The organism is Pseudomonas sp. NPDC087598 (genome assembly GCF_044743525.1).
GTDB lineage: Bacteria > Pseudomonadota > Gammaproteobacteria > Pseudomonadales > Pseudomonadaceae > Aquipseudomonas.
In genome coordinates this window covers 131,706-150,943 of record NZ_JBIUWQ010000002.1, presented here as the reverse complement: position 1 = coordinate 150,943, position 19,238 = coordinate 131,706, and the positions used below count along the sequence as shown (strand labels likewise).

Annotated in this window: 7 protein-coding genes; all 7 read left to right on the top strand. The window is 56.3% G+C overall.

Annotation, left to right across the window (positions count from 1 at the left end):
* Positions 1-51 precede the first annotated feature (51 nt).
* Entirely contained in the window at positions 52-324 is a 273-nt protein-coding gene (locus ACIOWE_RS02110) for an acyl carrier protein (RefSeq protein WP_401386768.1), read from the top strand.
* Entirely contained in the window at positions 321-6,518 is a 6,198-nt protein-coding gene (locus ACIOWE_RS02105; RefSeq protein ID WP_401386766.1) for an amino acid adenylation domain-containing protein, read from the top strand. Before ACIOWE_RS02110 ends, ACIOWE_RS02105 begins: the two co-directional genes overlap by 4 nt.
* A gap of 52 nt (positions 6,519-6,570) precedes the next feature.
* Positions 6,571-8,247, top strand: coding sequence for a class I adenylate-forming enzyme family protein (locus ACIOWE_RS02100; RefSeq protein ID WP_401386763.1), 1,677 nt, complete (start codon positions 6,571-6,573; stop codon positions 8,245-8,247).
* 40 nt (positions 8,248-8,287) lie between these two features.
* Positions 8,288-8,995 carry a cupin domain-containing protein gene (locus ACIOWE_RS02095; RefSeq protein ID WP_401386760.1) on the top strand — a complete coding sequence of 236 codons (708 nt, stop codon included), beginning with the start codon at positions 8,288-8,290 and terminating at the stop codon, positions 8,993-8,995.
* Between the two features lie 110 nt (positions 8,996-9,105).
* A complete protein-coding gene (locus ACIOWE_RS02090) occupies positions 9,106-10,044 on the top strand; it encodes a TauD/TfdA family dioxygenase (protein ID WP_401386757.1) in 939 nt (312 codons plus the stop codon).
* Between the two features lie 133 nt (positions 10,045-10,177).
* Positions 10,178-10,669, top strand: coding sequence for a GNAT family N-acetyltransferase (locus tag ACIOWE_RS02085; RefSeq protein WP_401386754.1), 492 nt, complete (start codon positions 10,178-10,180; stop codon positions 10,667-10,669).
* Positions 10,670-10,857: 188 nt separating this feature from the next.
* On the top strand, positions 10,858-19,146 hold the full coding sequence (locus tag ACIOWE_RS02080; protein ID WP_401386751.1) for an amino acid adenylation domain-containing protein: 8,289 nt from the start codon (positions 10,858-10,860) through the stop codon (positions 19,144-19,146).
* Positions 19,147-19,238: the final 92 nt, after the last annotated feature.

The window sequence follows — 19,238 nt, the reverse complement described above, 5'->3', positions numbered from 1 at the left end:
CCGTATCGGACGCCGAGCTATTGGTTGCATTAAATAAAAACAAGGATTGTCATGAAAGACCTTGAATCTCGCCTGAGGGTTGAGCTGGCTACGCTATTGGGTATCGATTCCACGCAACTATCACCCACGGCAAAGTTTGATGAGTTGGGTGTTGATTCTCTGATCGGCTTGCGGTTTGCTCGTAAGGTTCACGACTTGACCGATATCGAAATCGACATTGAAAGTGTGTTTGACTATCCGACGCTCACGCAATTAGTTACCTTCCTCGAGGCGCAACTCAACGGTCAGGATTCAACGACGCCTGTCTCAGAGCGTGCACGGTGAATCATCCTGTTTCCCAAGAAGTCTGGTTTCCTCTCTCGCACGCTCAGCGCAGTCGCTGGTTCCAGTACCGCATGGACCCGGAGCTGCAAGGGCGTCATAACAATGGTTTCTCGGTCCGCATCCTCGGCACGCTCGGGCTAGAGGTGCTGGCCGCCGCGATGGCGCGGCTGGTTGCTCGCCATCCTTCCCTGAGAACCCGTTATCGGGAGCTGGACGGGGTTGCGCAGCAATGTGTGCTCGGACATGCGCCGGTGGATGTCACCGAACAGACGGTCGGCTTGCAATACATGGCAGACCTTGCGCAGCAGGTTGCCGATGACTTCACCCGGCCATTCGATCTGGCGCGTCCGGCGTTGATTCGCGCCACGCTGTATCGGATCAGTGCCGAGGAATCCATTCTCGCCCTGTGCTTTGACCACATCGCAGGGGACGGATGGTCCTACTGGCAGCTCATCGACGAGTTAGGTGCGCTCGTGCAGGGTGTATCGCCTCCCGTTTCGAAGATGCCCGAGGGCAAGACCTACCGTGATTTCGTCGAGTGGGAGCAGAGCTGGCTGCAAAGCGAGAAGAGCGAGGCGCAATGGCGTTATTGGCAGCAACAACTGGAAGGCCCGCTGCCGGTCTTGCAGTTGCACACCGACCGCCCGCAGTCGCCTCATGCATTACGACGTCAGCACACGCACAGTAAGGTACTGTCGAGCGCGTTGACGGAAAAGCTGCGCGCAGTTTCGGCGGCACATTCCAGTACACTGTTTTCCACCTTGCTGGCGGCCTACGCCACATTGCTGCATCGTCATAGCGGCCAGGACGACATCATCGTCGCAGTGCCGATGCCCGGCCGGACCGATGCAGCATGGGACAAGGTTGTAGGAGATTTCGTCAATCTGATCGCCTTGCGAATCCGGGTAGAGGAGGGGGCCAGCCTCGCTCAACTACTCAAGAGTGTCAGGCGCACCGCCATGCGCGGCCTCACCCACCAGGACTATCCATTCTCCAGACTGGTCGAACGCTTGCAGCCAAACGGCGCCTCGCCTGACGAACAGCTGTACCAGACGACATTTACTTTTCAGAACGTACGCCAGGGCCGAGCACTGGCGAGTCTGATCGGCGGCAGCGGCAATGTGATTTCCTGGGGCGGATTCGCCGTCGAGAGTTTTCCGGCCCACCAATCGGGTATCGGCGCCTATGCGTCGTTGGCGCTGGAAACACTCGAAACGGAATACGGCCTGCGTTGCGATTTCAAATATGATCCCGACCTGTACGATGCCAGCACGATCGAACGTATGGCAGGGCATTTCAATCGCCTGCTGAATCTGATTGTCGCTGACCCTGAGGCCGACGTTGGCACTCTCGACATTCTGCAGCCATCAGAGCGCCGTCAACTGCTGGTGGACTGGAACGACACGGCGGTCGAGCTGCCCCGCAGTACCCTTGCGCAGATGTTCGAGGCTCAGGTTGCTCGCACCCCCGATGCGCCGGCCCTGATGTTTGAGAATCGGCAACTGGGCTATGCGCAGCTCAATGCGCAGGCCAACCAGCTCGCGCACTACTTGCGGGCTCAAGGGGTCGGACCGGATTCGCTGGTAGGCCTGTGTGCCACCCGCGGTCTTGATCTGATCATCGGGTTGATGGCTATTTTGAAGGCGGGTGGCGCCTACGTACCGCTGGATCCGGGCTATCCGCAGGATCGACTGGCGTTCATGATCGACGATGCCAAACCGACCGTGTTGCTCACCCAGGAACGCCTCAAGCCGCTTCTTGGCGCCTATGCCGACCAGATCAAGACATTTTGCCTCGACACGCAATGGGCACAGTTGGCGAACTTGAGCATCGCTAATCCCGAGCATGCGGTAGAGCCCGGCAACCTCGCTTATGTGATCTTCACTTCGGGCTCTACGGGGCGGCCCAAAGGGACCTGCATCACTCATCAATCGGCGCTCAACTTGCTGGACGGGCTGATGGAGCGGATCTACAAGAAGATCTGCCACGGCAAGCCGGTACGGGTTGGCGTCAACGCGTCAATTTCGTTCGATGCTTCGGTTCAGCAATGGCTGTTATTGCTCAAAGGCGCCACGTTGTACCTGATACCCGAACAGATCCGTCATGACCCGCAAATGTTGGCGTCGACGCTCGGCCCCTGGCAGCTTGATGTCCTCGATTGCACGCCGGCACAGCTGCCGTTGCTATTGCCGACAGACCATGGTGTGCATTTGGCGAAGAACTTCCTGATCGGTGGGGATGCGATTGACCCCCGTATGTGGAAAACGCTGAAAAGCCTCGACGGGCAGCAGTTTTACAATATGTATGGACCGACCGAGGCAACGGTCGACACCTTGATCTGCGACATTCAGGCCGCGGGCGATGTTCCGGTGCTGGGCCACTTGTTAGGCAATGCCCGGTTGTATCTGCTCGATGGCAATCTGAACCCTGTGCCGGTCGGTGTGACAGGGGAGTTGCACATCGGGGGCGCCGGGTTAGCCCGAGGCTATCTCAACCGACCCGAGCTCACCGCCGAAAAGTTCATCCCGGATCCGTTCAGTGATCTGCCGGACGCCCGCATGTACAAGTCCGGCGACCTGGCCCGCTTCTTTCCGGACGGCAATATCGAGTATCTGGGACGCATCGATCATCAGGTCAAGATTCGCGGTTATCGCATAGAGCTCGACGAGATCGCGGCGGCGATTACTGCTGTACCCGGGATTCGGCAAGCGGTGGTGCTGGCCAGGGAGGACCGTCCCGGTGACAGGCAACTGGTGGGTTATCTGGTCGCCGAGACCGGTGCATCCGTGCCTGATCGCGCCCGGATGCGTGAGCAGTTGCTGCGTTTTCTGCCTGATTTCATGGTGCCCAGGCATTTCGTGGAACTGCCAGGCCTGCCATTGACCGCCAACGGCAAGGTCGACCGAAAAGCCTTGCCCGGACCCGATCTATTGCAAGGCGTAGCCGAATACGTCGCCCCCGAAACGACCACGCAAGTGACTCTGGCAGGTATTTGGTGCGACGTCCTCAAGCGCGACGGCATTGGGCGCGATGACGATTTCTTCGAGTTGGGCGGGCACTCTTTGCTGACAACTCAAGTGGCGGCGCGTGTACGCGAAGCATTCGGTATCGATTTGCCCCTGAGGGTGCTTTTCGAGCACTTGCGCTTGAGCGAACTGGCGGCCGTGGTAGATGCCACCCGACAGGATGGCCGTGGTCCGGTGATGCCGGTACTGGATGTCCAGAAACGCCCATCACGCCTGCCGTTGTCGTATGCCCAGGAACGCTTGTGGCTGCTTGAGCATATTGAAGCGATGGGCTCTGCCTACAATATTTCAGGTGCGCTGCGTTTTTCTGGTCCGTTCGACGATCAGGCATTCGAACGCAGCGTCACGGAAATCGTTCGTCGGCATGAGCCGCTGCGCAGCCGAATCGAGGCAGATGATGACTCGATCCAGCAATTCATCGATCCACCGGGGCGTTTTGCGCTTGAGCGCCTGGACCTGTCGGATCTGCCATCTGACATCCGTTCGGACGAGGCGGCCCGTGTCGTCTACGACATCGCGCAGAAGAGCTTCGATCTGGCAGCAGGTTCACTGTTTCGAGTGACGCTGTTGCGCCTGGCCCCTGAGGAACATGTTGCCACGGTGGTCATGCACCATATCGTCTCGGATGGCTGGTCGCTGGGCATTCTGGTTCGCGAACTGGGCGCGCTGTATACCGCCTTTACCCAAGGCAAGCCTTCGCCATTACCTGAATTGCCGGTGCAATATGCCGACTATGTGCTTTGGCAGCGCAACTGGTTACAAGGCGAGGCTCTTGAGCAGCAGGTCAAGTACTGGAAAGCCAGGCTGAGTGGCATGCCCACCAGCTTGTCGCTACCGCTGGACCGACCTCGCCCGCCTGTACAAAGCTTTCGCGGTGCGAAGCTGCATTTTGTCTTGCCCTCGTCGCTGACCGAACGCCTGGTCACGTTGGCACACGCGGAAAATGCAACGCTTTTCATGCTGTTGCTGGCAGGCTTTCAGTATGTCCTTTCACGCTGGAGCGACCAGGACGATATCGTCCTCGGCACGCCTGTGGCCGGACGTACCAGTCGACACACCGAGGGGCTGATCGGGCTCTTCGTCAACATTCTGGTGTTGCGCACCGATGTATCGGGATCACCCAGCTTGCGGCAGTTGCTGGCGCGTGCGAAGGAAACCACCCTTCAGGCTCAGAGTCATCAAGACCTGCCGTTCGAACGATTGGTCGAAGAGATCAATCCGCCGCGCGACTTGTCTCGCCCGCCGGTTTTCCAGGTCATGATCAACTCGATCCCGTCCGATGATCGACCGGAAACATTGCAGCTTCCAGGCGTGGACGTAGAGTCTTTTTCGGCTGGCGAGGTGAGCGCACGTTTCGAAATGATGCTGCGTATTCGCGAGGATGCAGACAGTGTCACTTGCTTCCTGGAGTACGCGACGGATCTCTTTGACGCGGCCACCATGGAGCGGTTCTGCGCACACTTGCGCGGGGTACTGGAACAGGCCGTGTCGGCGCCAGATCGCCCATTGTGCGAATTCTCGCTGCTGGGTGATTCAGACCGCCGTCTGATCCTGGACGAGTGGAACAATTCACCAGCAGCTTCCCGGCCTCTGACCGCGCCGCAGATGTTCAGCGCACAGGCGGCTCGCACACCGACAGCCACGGCGCTGCAGTTTGCGGGTGAAACCATGAGTTATGAGGCGTTGGATGTGTGGTCCGACCAACTCGCCCGCCACTTGCAGATGAACGGCGTAAGGCCCGGCTCCCCCGTGGGTTTAGTCATGGAGCGGCTACCTGACACACCCGCCGTGCTACTGGGTATTTTGAAAGCGGGTGGAGTTTGCCTGTCGCTCGATCCGAACCACGCTGATGTCTACCTGCGCAACCTGCTGGTTGAGAGTGGTGCGATGCTGGTCGTCGGTGCAGCGGAGCGGGTGGCAGCCTTGGAGTGCAACGACTGTGCGGCGCTGGACCTCGATCAGTTGTCGGCAGCGACAGCGGCTCTTGGCCACGCGCCACTCGATGCGGAGCAAGACCTCGACGACGTCTCCTGTCTGTTCAGTGTGTGGAATGCGCAAGGCCTTCGAAAGCTGATACCGATGAGCCATCGTGGGCTTTCGCAACAACTGATGGCCATGGCGCAACAGGAGCAGGGACTGCAAGATCATGCACGCGGGTTCTCGCCACGCGCCGATGATTTGCTGATGCCTCTGGTAATGGGAGCGCGGCTGGCCCTGGATGCTCGCGTCCAGTGGCATCGCTCGGATGCCATGTTTTACGGCGTGATCTGGGAGGCTCCGTTGCCTGTGTCAGCCGCTCAACTGCCTGTGCCGGGCCGCACGTTCCCCGGCGTTCGCGCCTACATTCTTGATCAGCGCCTTGCGTTGGTCCCGCCCCATGTCGCAGGCGACTTGTATGTCGACGCATCTTCGTGGACCGAGGGGGACTGGGACAAATCTCATTCCGAGGAAGATTTCATAACGTTGCCTTTCACCGCGGGGGCGCGCTTGTATCGCACGGGAGTACGCGCTCGCTGGCGATCGGAAGGTGATCTGGAGTGGATAGGCCGAGCGCAGCATGTCTGGATCGGTGGATGTCAGATTGATCTATGGCAGGTCGAGGGCGCGCTCAAGGCACATGCAATGGTCAAGGAAGCGGCGGTCATGCCGCGTGAGGATGCAACAGGCCAGCTCCAGCTTGAGGGCTATGTCGCTTTGCACCCAGGGGCTTCAGCCATCACGTTCGAGGCTGATTGGCGTGAGTCGCTGAGTGCGATGCTCACCCCCCTCCAGGTTCCGACCGCCGTGACCCTGTTGGAGCAATTACCTCAAACGCAGACAAGCGGTATCAACTGGAATGCCTTGCGCCTGATAGCGCCGGCACGCACTGGCGACACCCATATCGCCGCGCAGACACCGCTGGAGCAGGAGATGGCGGCGCTTTGGGCCGAGGTGCTTGGTGTCGAACGCGTCGGCATGACGGACAACTTCTTTGATCTGGGAGGGCATTCGTTGTTGGCGACGGTCATGCTCGCTCGTATGCGTCAGGCCTTCGGCGTCGAGCTGCCGCTACGCAAGCTGTTCGAAGCCGGCACCCTGCAGACCTTCGTTCCGCTTGTGGAACAGGCGCAAGGATGCCTTGAAGAAATGACAGAAGGCAGTTTCGACGACGAGTCAGGCACGCTCTAGCTTCACGCGGCCTGACGGCAGTCCGGTATGGTTTTTTTGGAGGCAACATCGAATGGAAGCAACACGATCGGCGGTCCCTTCGGCAGCATTGCACGCCACAGCTCGCCAGTATTTGGGGAGTGCTCCGACCGAGCGCTTGATTGAGCGCACGACGTTACCCCAAGTTCTGAACGGTTATCAGGCCGACGCCGAGGCCATGCCTGCACTCACCTGGTATGAGGGCGATGAACTGCGTCGGCATTACTCCTACGGGGACTTGCTGCGACACATACGGGCGATGGCGTTCTGGTTTGTTCAACAAGGTGTCACGCGTGGCGAGCGCGTGGTCATGCTCTCCAGCAACGCACCGGAAGTTTACGCAGCGCATCTTGCATTGATGTCGATCGGTGCCGTGACCGTGCCTGTCAGCAACGCCGAATCATTGCGTGTGCTTCAGTTGATTGTCGACAAGGTGCGACCGTGCCTGCTGGCAAGCGGCCGTGATGTGGCCTGCGAACTGAGGGAGGTGCAGGGTGTCGTGACACGTTCCTTGCCGTTGTTGCCGCAAGTACCGAACGTTGACGAGACGGCGCAGTTCGTGTGGCCGGTACTCGAGGTGCTACCTGATGATCCCGCAGTGATCCTGTTCACGTCGGGTACCACCTCCGTGCCGAAGGGTGTCTGCCTGAGTCATTACAATCTTCTGGTTAACGCACAGGGTTTGTCGAAAACACACAATCTTTCAGAGCATCGGGTGCATATGTGCATCCTGCCGCTCTTTCATGCCAACGCGTTTGGCTTCTCGATGGTGACCTCGCTTTATGCGGGCAACCACGTTGTACTGAGTTCGGGGCTACCGGGCGCGGCGATATGGTCCGTGCTCCGAGAACAGCGCGTGAACGTTATCTCGCTGGTGCCGGAAACGATTCGGGTCTTGGCGAGCATTCCTCCCGCTGCGTCGATATTGCCTGATCTCAACTATGTGGTTTCCGCGGCAGCACCGCTACCCAAGTCGGTCGCGCAGGAGTTCATGGCGAATACCGGAATCGATATCCACCAAGGTTATGGTTTGAGCGAGTGTGTGAACTTCGCTGCCACCGTGCCCTGGAATATCTCCAGTACCGATCTGCAGCGCGCTCTGCGTGAGTCGGCGGTGCCCAGCATTGGTCCTGCGCTTTTTGGTTGCGAGATGGACATTCTGAAGGCGGATGGCAACGCAGCCTCAGAGGGGGAGGAGGGCGAGATTGTCATTTCTGGCCACACAGTGATGCTCGGGTATTGGGATGATGAGCCCGCGACACACGCGGCGCTGGGTGACGGCTATCTGCGAACGGGTGACCTCGGCTTTTTCAATGTGATTGATGGTCGCCGGTATTTCTATGTCACCGGTCGCAAAAAGGAAATCATCATTCGCTACGGAGAGAATTTCTCACCCCTTGCGATTGAAGCTCAACTGGATGCTCTGAGAGCGTTCGGGAAGTTTGCCGTGACGGGTTTTGCCAATGAAATGGCAGGAGAAGAAATCGGCTTGTACCTGCACATGCCACACACTTACGAAAACGAAAGGAAGGTAATGGAGAGTGTTCGGGGATGCTCCACCCGATACAGACCACGGGTCATTGTGTTTGGAAACGAACCCATTCCAGCAACACCGACAGGCAAAGTTAAACGCAGTCAACTGGCTCAGCGTTTTAACGGCTATGCAAAACGCCTGTGTGGTAATGATCCGTTTGTGGGCGCCCCTGTATAAACGGAAGACATACAGTTTTTACACAAAAGGAAAGGCACTGATGAAGAATAACACCGAAAGTTTTATCCCCTTTGAATTGACCCATGGCCTGTTGTCTGACATGGCGGATGATACGTTCCCTACCCAACTTTGGGGTTGCACGTATGATCGGCTGAACTTGCCAGACAACGGTACGCATTTTGGATATGTCTACGAAGGCACCGTGACCGTAGAACATGCGGCAGGTACCTTCAATGTACACAAGGGAATGTATTTTTCGGCGCCTGGAAAAACCGTAATGCATGGCGAAGGCTCCGGGATCGCCATCACGCGTATCGGATACAACGGGTTTTTTAATATTGGCGGACCGGTCGAAGCCCAAGGACGCCTGAAATATATTGACGGTTGCACTGATTCCCTGCTGATTCCACCCGTGATGATGGGCGACAGCTGTCTGAATCTCTTGTATTTCCCAACGGGTATCAACCAGACCCTGCATACCCACCCATCCATGCGTGTAGGGATGGTCATCCGCGGTAAAGGCGAGTGCATTACACCAGAAGGAATCATCGATCTCGTGCCTGGACGAGTATTTATCATCCCGGCGGAAGGCCATCATGGTTTCCGTACCGCAGAGAGTGAAATGTCGGTTATTGCCTATCATCCAGATAGCGATTTTGGCCCGACGCATGAATTCCATCCAATGATCAATCGGACTATCGTTGACGGCGTCTCGGCTAACGCTATTGAGGCGATTCGCACGAAGTAACTCTGGTTATTCGTAACTATTAATCGGTCTGAATGCTGGGCGATCTTATGCGCTCACGCCATTTAATTCGCGCCGTTTTTGATATTTGATGTGATTGGAGAAACTGAATCATGATGATGAAACCACTGCGCGATGATTATGGCGTTGTAATTGAGGCTCGCGCGCATTCCGACCGATTAGCTGATCTTGACACTGACGCAGTAAAACAAGCATTGAAAGAAAGCGGGGTTGTCTTGTTTCGCGGGTTTGATGTTTCCATTGCTGACTTCGAGCAGTTCACCCTGGAATTTGCCGCGCGAATGGTGCCAAACCGAGAGACGTATGCCACCCGATTGAATGCCAAATTCAGAGACAGAGAGGATGTGAGTGGGGACAGTTTGACTGCCACGGTCAATCTTCATAAAGGCCCCATTGGCTGGCACAGCGAAGATTGTCATTTGCCCACCAGCCCTAATATTCTGTTTCTATATTGTGAGCGCCCGCCACTGCGCGGCGGCGCAACACTACTGACAGATGGAATTGAAATATTTGCCAGTAGCGAAGCACTGATTCAAGACTATTTGACCCGTCATGAGTTCTGCCACACCTGGACATTCCCGATGGAAATGGGCGCGCTGCTACTGGGCGTACCGCCAGAGCAGGTGGAAACTACCGCCAATGGTCTGAAAAACACGTTGGCAGAAGGGCAAAAGCTGGAGATCGATATCAAGGACGGAATGATAACGGTCAACTTCACCGAGCCGATGGCGCGGACACCGCGATGGTCGAGTAAAAAGGCATTTTGTACCCGGGTTCTTTTGTACCGGGTGCTGCTTGAAACACGTCTTCGCGAGGGCGCCGCGCTCAGTGTGATCAAGCCCGAGCCGGGTGATGAACTCGAAGACATTTTCCGGGTTCTCGATGCGTTGGCCTATCTTCACGCCTATCACCATCATTGGCAGGCGCAAGATCTGTTGATGTTTGATAACACTCGATTCATGCATGCACGCGCGCCCATTCAGGACGATAGCCGCAGAATTCTCTGCCGTATGTGCATCGCCAATTTCTAATCGCCGACCCCAAGTGACAGGTTCCGTTGTACGAATCTGTGGTTTGGCGTGTAGGTACATCAATCAAGGTTGCCGGGTTCGTATCGTTTGTTGGATTCCGGCATTCCTGCAGCCACACAAGGAACCAGGAACCATGATAGTTCGTGAGACCCATGGAGAGGACTGGGCCAGTTTGAAATCTGTCCGGCTTGAGGCGCTGCTTGATGCGCCGACAGCGTTTGGCGTCAGTTACGAAACCGCTGCGTCTTACACGGATGAGCGATGGAAGGAATTGGCGTCAGCGCAAAGTGACCCCCGGTTCTGGATGGCGCTGGATGGAAATGACCCGGTAGGAATGATTGGCGCCGGCGTGGACAAAACCGGCCGGTTCAACCTGATCGGCATGTGGATCAGAGCACCATACCGAGGCTCGGGAGTCGCCCGGCGATTAGTCGAAAGCGTGAAAGCGCACGCGCTCGACCGCGGGCACAATCGCGTGGTGCTAGACGTCTCTCCAGACAATAAACGCGCCGCTCAATTCTATCTGAGTCAGGGCTTTGCCTTCATTGATGAGTTTGAGCCGCTCGCAAGCCATCCGCACATCAGCGTGCAGACCATGGTTTGGCAGGCCAACCCGCAACAGTAGATTTGCAACTGCACAGTGCTGACCTGCCCATCACCGTATGTGATAAGCGCGGGGCGCTGTTTGTTTGTCTGTCGCGGTAGCGGCAGGTGTAGGGATACCGAAGTTGTCGCAGGTAAGCGAATAACTCGCTGACACCTTAAATAAATACTTCAACAAGTACAGGTGGTTTCGAGATGGTTGATAGGGTTATGTCGTTGGCGGCCAAAAAAGGGATTCGCCTTTCTCTGAAGGATGGCAGCCTGACCTATATGGCACCCAAAGGGGCGATGGACGAAGAAATCAAAAAGCTGATAGTCGACAACAAACAACAAATCATTGCCCTTCTAAAGTCACAGCAGGCGACACCCGTACAACCTTTGCCGATCATCACAAAACGCGAGGAGTCATCGTCCAGCCCACTGTCGTTCGCGCAGGAGCGGTTGTGGTTGTTGAACCAGATCAATGACGGCAGTACGCACTACAATATGCCGAGCGCATTAAGGTTGTCGGGAACCCTGAATCTCGAAGCCATCGACCGTGCGTTCCAGACCATTGTCGAGCGCCATCAAACCCTGCGCACAGGCTTTGCTGTTCACGATGAGAGCCAGCCCTATCAAGTCATTCATCCAGCGCCTGAGTTCTCGGTGACGCTCAAGGATGTTTCGTCTCTTGAAGAAAGCGAGCAGCAACGACTCATTGCCAGGTGGATGAAAGAAGAGGCTGAGCGGCCGTTCGATTTGACGTCAGATTTGATGCTGCGCTCTACCGTGATAAAGCGAGCGGATACCGAGCATGTCTTGCTCGTGACCATGCACCACATTGCGTCGGACGCCTGGTCGACAACCCTCCTGATTCGCGAATTCAGCGCCCTGTATACCGCTTACACGCAAGGCCGGGACAATCCGCTGCAACCCTTGGCGATTCAGTACGCCGATTATTCACTGTGGCAACGCAACGTGTTGCAAGGCGATGTACTGGAGGATCAGCTGCGCTACTGGCAAACGCAGTTGGCTGATCTGCCCCTCACGCACAGCTTACCTTTTGACCGGCCGCGACCGAGCGCACAAAGCTATGCCGGCCGAGTGCATGGAACAAGGCTCAATAACGACGTGAGCGCACAACTTGCCAGGTTGTGCCGCTCGCAGGGCGCGACGCTGTTCATGGGGCTGCATGCAGCTTTTTGCGCATTTTTGTCACGCTACAGCAATGAGCATGACATCGTCGTCGGGAGTCCGATTGCCAACCGCGAACAAGCTGAAATCGCCGGACTGATCGGTTTCTTTGTGAACACGTTAGTGCTGCGCACTGATTTGTCCGGCCAACCGTCCTTCACCCGTTTGATCGACCAAAGCAAGGAAACGTTGCTGCAGGCTTATGCTCACCAGCAGGTACCGTTCGAAAAAATTGTCGAGCGCCTGCAACCGCAGCGAAGCCTTGCGCACGGCACGTTATTCCAGATCATGCTGCTGCTGAAAAACGTTGAGCAAAGCACACTGCAATTGCCTGGACTGGACCTGAGTCTGTTGGAACAGCCCGAGGTCATCGCTAAATACGATCTGACGCTCAGCGCGTGTGAAAGCGCGGAGGGGCTGCTGCTCGACTGGGAATACAACAGCGATCTGTTCGACAGCGAAACGATCGAACGCATGTCTCTGGATTTTAATACGTTGCTCACCAGCATGCTGGAACGGCCGCAGGCCAGCGTCTTCAGCGCTGAGATGCTGAACGACGCGCAACAGCATCAGGTCCTGGTCGAGTGGAACAGGACGACCATGAGCTTTCCTCAGGAAAAACTGGTCCATCAGCTTTTCGAAGCCGAAGTCTCGAAACATCCCCACAGAAAAGCGTTCTTCAACGACCGTTGCAGCGTTAGCTACGAAGAGTTCAACGACCGGGCCAACACTTTGGCACATGCACTTATCGCCGCGGGCGCAGGTCCTGGTGATGCTGTTCCGGTATTGATGAGCGCCGGTATCGAGGTGCCCCTGGCTTGCATGGCAATCATGAAGTCTGGTGCTGCTTTCGCGCCGATTGATGTGGACTGGCCGAAGGAAAGAATCAGAGCCGTCCTGGCCAGATTAGCGGCACCGGTCGTGATGGTGGACCGGTCTGTTTCCCGGGATCTCACTGATGGGTGGAACACCCATGTGGTGGACCTGACGTGCCCGAGCACGCAGTCCGACAACCCGGATCTGCACCTGGCTGCGGATTCAGCCATTTATATCATCCACACTTCAGGCTCGACGGGCGAACCCAAGGGCGCGGTCAATTTGCACCGAGGCATCGTCAACAGGCTGGCTTTCATGGACCGCTTCTTCAAGGCGCGCGATGAAGTCGTCTTGCAGACCACGCACCATTGCTTCGACTCAAGCGTATGGCAGTTTTTCTGGCCGTTGATGAGTGGGGGAAGTTGCTTCATTCCCGGGCTGGAACAACGCTTCGATATCGGCAGCCTCATAGAGTCGATAGCGCGTAACGCGGTGACGGTGACGGACTTCACGCCTGCGTTGTACGCGGCATTTGTGGAAGAACTGGAGAGCACAGGCTGGCCGGATGCGCCGTTGCGCACTTTGAAGGCACTGGTTGTGGGGGGCGAGGCGATGGTCGTCGCTGCCGCCAGAAAATTCAAGAAAGCCTACCCGGCGATTGATCTGATCAATGCCTATGGCCCGACGGAAACGTCGATCGGCGTTGTTTTCTATCGCATCCCGGACATCGCGCCGACGCGCATTCCAATCGGCAAACCGATAAGCAATGTCAGCGTCTACGTCCTTGATCAACATCTTTCACCGGTTCCAATCGGAGTTGCAGGTGAGTTGCATCTCGCCGGTGCTTGTGTCGGCAAGGGTTATTGGCAAAATCCGGAGCAGACTCAAAAAGTCTTCATCGCCAATCCCTTCCATGTAGCCGGTCATCCCGCCAGCAGTGAGCTTATGTATAAAACCGGCGACCTGGCTCGCTGGCAGGCAGATGGAAACCTGGAATACCTGGGGCGAATAGATCATCAGGTCAAAATACGCGGCTTCCGTATCGAACTGGGTGAAATAGAGAAACACCTCGGTGCGCACGCCAATGTCAAAGATGCGGTTGTGGTGGCGGGAGAAACGCCTGCCGGCGATAAGCAACTGCTGGGCTATGTGGTTCTCAATGAGCGCGACGTATCAGTATGCGAAACCTCGATTGCTGAGGATCTTCGCGGTTACCTGGGCAAGACATTGCCTGACTATATGCTGCCTTCTGCGTTTGTTCTGCTGGAGAGCCTGCCTCTTACTCCTGGCGGGAAAGTCGATCGCAAAGCGTTGCCGCAGCCGTCGTTTGCCGCACTTGAGCAACATTACATCGCTCCCCGAAATGAAACGGAGCGTTTGCTCTGTGAAATCTGGCAAAGTCTGCTGGAGATTGATCGTGTTGGTGTGAGCGACAACTTCTTCCAGTTGGGCGGGCATTCCCTGACGGCAACCCGGCTGGTCTCCCGAATTGCCAAGACGTTCAACATCGCTTTGCCGATCAAGACCATCTTCACCGCCCAGACCCCCTCTGCCTTGGCGCAAGCGCTTGTAACATTTGATCCAGGGATCCGGCCGCCGGCTCTGCTTCGAGTTGAACGTAAGCAACAGATGATGCCGTCGTTTACCCAGCAGCGATTGTGGGTACTGGACAAAATCGATGGTGGTAGCTCGCATTACAACATGCCCAGTGCGCTTCGGTTATCGGGCAGGATAGATATCGCTGCCTTGAATCGGGCCTTCGATACCATTGTCGAGCGGCACGAAAGCTTGCGCACTTGCTTTGGCGCAGATGACGACGGGCAACTTTTTCAAGTCATTCAACCTGCCGCGCGAGTGGACATCGAGAACACTGATCTGACAAGTCTGAACAGTCTGGATCAGCAACATCGACTTGAGCTGATTGCACGCGCAGAAGCTGAAAGCGCCTTCGATCTCGGTAAGGACCTGATGATCCGCGCGCGACTGGTCAAGCTCGCGAACGATGAGTATGTGCTGCTGGTGACAATGCATCACATCGCCTCGGACGGCTGGTCGGTATCGGTTCTGATCAAAGAGTTTTGTTCGCTGTACGACGCTTTTGCACGGGGTCAACAGAACCCGTTGGCCCCGTTGCAAGTGCAGTACGCCGATTATGCGCATTGGCAGCGCAACTGGCTTAAAGGCGAGACTCTGGAGAAACAGATCAACTATTGGGAGAAACAACTGGCGAACCTGCCGGTTGCGCACGGGGTTGCCTTTGATCGCCCCCGTCCACGCGTCCAGAGTTTTGCCGGCACCACAACCAGGTCCCGGATCAGCGCGCACACGGGTGAAGCGTTGAGCCGTTTGTGCCAAGCGCAGGGCGCGACGTTGTTCATGGGACTGCATGCAGCTTTTTCGGTACTTCTTTCGCGTTATAGCAATGAGACCGATATCGTTGTCGGCACACCGATTGCCAATCGGGAACAATCGGAAATTGCCGACCTGATCGGGTTCTTCGCCAACACTTTGGTGTTGCGCAGCAATCTCTGCGACACACCGTCGTTTGTAAACATGCTGGAGCAGAGTAAAGGCGTTCTTCTCGATGCCTATGCACATCAACAAGTGCCATTTGAGTTGGTGGTCGAACGCCTGCAGCCTGGTCGTCATATGAATCATGCGGCGCTGTTCCAGATCATGCTGGTGTTGCAAAACCATGAAACCAGCGCGCTTGCGCTGCCGGGTATCAGCATCAGTCCCTTGGCACAGAGGGGCGTGATCGCGAAATACGATTTGACGTTGTACGTCACTGAGCAGCCAGACGGGATGTCACTCGCTTGGGAATACAATACCGATCTATTTGACGCCGGAACCATCGAGCGTATGGCGCGTCATTTTGAAGTACTGCTGGCCTCGTTGACGAGCGCGCCAGAGGCAAGTGTGCTCGAGGCCAACATGCTCGACGAGTCGGAGTATGCGGAACTGGTGGCGATAGGGTCGACCGGCAACGCGCTCAAGGCGGACCTTCAACCGCGCCTGTTGCACGCGCGCTTCCTTGAGCAAGTGAAACTGCGGGGAAGCAAGATTGCCGTTGCAACGTCAGACAAGTCGCTGACTTACCAAACACTCGGATTGTTGAGTGCGAAGCTTGCGCATCGCCTGATCGAGGGCGGCTGCCAAACCAATAAGCCGATCGCGATCGTCATGGAAAAAGGCTGGGAACAGATAGTCGCCGTGCTCGGCATATTGCGATCGGGCGCCGCCTATTTGCCGATCGATGCTCATTTGCCGGTTGAGCGCATCCATTTGCTTCTGGAGTTGGCCGAAGTCGCTCAGGTTGTGACAACTGCGCAACTTGCGCAAAGCCTGTTGGCGGAATCAACGCTTGCCGTCATTACCATCGACAGTGATTTCGAGCGTAGTGCAGCAGTTGAACCTGCTGGTCGGCTGGAAACTCACACCGATGTCGGGGACATTGCTTACGTCCTGTTTACTTCAGGTTCAACCGGGGTGCCGAAAGGGGTGATGGTTCCCCATAAAGGTGCGGCCAACACGGTCGATGATCTGTGCTTGCGGTTTGCGATCGGCGCGGAAGACAGCGTCCTGGGCCTCTCGAATCTGAACTTCGATCTCTCGGTATTCGATATCTTCGGGCTTCTATCGGTGGGCGGGACCGTCGTACTTGCCAGGGACAGTGAAGGCAAGGATGCGCTGGCACTGCATCGTTATCTAGAAACTCAATCCGTGACTATCTGGAATACGGTTCCTGCTTACATGCAACTACTGACATCGTTGGGGCCGCGCGACGGCATCAACCACTCGTTGCGAGTGATCATGATGGCGGGGGACAGAATACCGACGGATTTGCCCGCGCGTATTGCGGCTCAATTTCCTCGCGCAGAACAATTCAATTTAGGTGGAAATACTGAAGCGTCGATTTTTAGCAGTATTTATCCGATTGATGACTTCTCGAAAATTGGCAAGAGCGTGCCTTATGGCAAGGTGCTCACCAACCAGACCATGTTTGTATTCGGCAGCGACCTGCGGCCGGCGCCTTACGGTGTTGCCGGGGAGATTTACATAGGCGGCGCGGGGGTCGCGTTGGGTTACTGGCGCGATGAGTTGAAAACAACGAGCAGTTTTATTATTCATCCGCTGAGTGCTGAGCGGATGTACAAAACCGGCGACTTGGGGCGCCTGCAACTCGATGGCAACATCGAGTTCCTTGGGCGCAAGGATTTTCAAGTCAAAGTTCGCGGTTTCCGCATTGAACTTGAAGAGATCGATAACGCCCTCAACGCCCATGAGCGAGTCAAGGATACCGTCACTGCAATCGCGCAGACAGTTGACGGTGAGGGCCGCCTGGTGGCTTATGTCGTGCTGCATGAGGCTGATCCCGCAGTAGACGATAAAGACCTCGACGTGACTGATTCGCTGCGCGGGCACCTGGCAAAAACACTGCCCGAATACATGGTGCCGTCGGCCTTCGTAATGCTTGACCGGTTGCCCCTTTCGGCAAACGGCAAAGTGGATCGAAAGGCATTGCCTGCCTTTGACGCGGCCTCACTGCAAGACAACTACGTAGCACCGCGAACGCCGATGGAAAGAGCGCTCTGCGCGGTCTGGGAAAGCGTACTGGAGGTCGAGCGTGTCGGCACCTCGGACAACTTCTTCGAGCTCGGTGGTCATTCACTGCTTGTCATGCAGGTCATTGCGAGTCTGCAACGTGAAAACATTGCGATGACGGCACGACAGATATTTACCATGCCCAAATTAGCCGATCTCGCTGCATCGATCACTCAGTCTGGCGATGAAGCCGAAGCTGTTTTCAAAGCACCGGCCAATCTCATTCCCGAGAGTTGCACGCAAATACGTCCCGAGATGTTGACCCTGGTTGAGCTCAATGAAGAGGAGGTCGCCACTATCGTTGCGCAAATCCCGGGAGGCGCCGCAAACATTCAGGACGTTTACCCGCTGGGTCCGTTACAGGAAGGGATTCTGTTTCAGCACCTGTTTAACCGTGAAATTGACCCCTATGTCATTCCCACGCTGTTTACGCTGAAAGGGAAAGCGACGCTGGACTCGTTCCTTGAAGCTTTGCAGTTTCTGCTGGATCGGCATGATGTATTGCGTACTGCATTTCTATGGTCGGGATTACCGACACCGGTACAGGTGGTCTGTCGTCAGGTGAAACTCCCCGTCATTTTCGTCGAGCCGCGTGACGATCAGGACGTACTGGATTACATGAAGGCGCTCAGTGCCCCCGAAAACCAACAGATGGATGTCTCGCGAGCGCCGCTGTTGACCGTACATGTAGCGCCTGGCGCCGAGGTCGATGATTACCTGGTATTGATCCGTGTTCACCACATTACCTTCGACCATGTCGGTATGGAGATCATCCAGCGAGAAATTCAACAGTTCCGTGATGGCCAGGCTCATCGCCTACAGGCCCCCGCACCTTACCGCGAGTTCATCGCCCATGTTGCGCATCGGGACGCGAATCATGCCCAACCATTCTTCAGGCAAATGCTAGGTGATTTTGTCGCTCCTCCCGCGTTGTTCAATCTGACCGATATCCGTGGCGACGGCTCCCATGTTGTGGAAACCAGGGTGCCTGTCGCGCCGCAAGTCAGTACTCGGTTACGCAAGATAGCGAGGGACATGCAGGTGACCCCGCCAACCTTGTTTCATTCCGCCTGGGCAATGGTCATGGCAAAGGCCACCGGGCACGACGATGTTGTGTTCGGATCCGTAGTGTCAGGACGCTTGCAAGGCACCGTTGGCGCGGAAAGTACCTTGGGTCTGTTCATCAATACGCTGCCGGTTCGCATCAGAGTCAATGACCTGAATGCAACGCAGTTGGTCATGCAAACCCACCAGTCGCTGCTGGATCTGCTACTGCATGAGCATGCCTCGCTGGCATTGGCTCAACGTTGTGCGAATCAGCCAACGGAGACGCCCCTGTTTAACGCGCTGCTCAACTGCCGTCACTCCCAGGCGAACTCTGCATTTGAGGTGATTACCGGTCAGGAGCGCACTAACTACCCGCTCTATCTGGCGATAGATGACTATGGCGAGGAATTCGTCCTGGACTTGCAACTCGATGCCTCGGTCGACGTGCATCAGGTGATCGGGTACATGCAAGCAGCTTTGGCAGGTCTGGTGGAGGCACTTGAAGTGCAATCCACTCAACCTGCATCGCAGATCTTCGTCATGAGCGATACCGAACGGGAGCATTGGGTGGGCGGGGCACGGCGAAAACCTGCTGCTACTGTCGCTGCTCAACGCCAGGATGCTTACCTGGCGCCGCGCACTGAAACCGAAAAACTGTTATGCGACATTTGGCAAGGCCTCTTGGCCATTGATCAGGTTGGAATTGAAGACAACTTCTTCGCGTTGGGTGGTGACTCGTTACTCGCGGTGCGTCTGGCTTCGCAACTGACGAGCAAGTCCGGCATCGCATTACCGATCAAGCTCATATTCCGTAACCCGACTATTGCTGCACTAGCCGACGCGTTGTCCACTCGCTGAGACGATGTAAAAAAGCCCGGCCAACAGGCGTTCTTCTTATCGAAGACGCCGGTTGGCCGGGCTTGTTTTTGCACGGCGAAAGCGTTTGGACG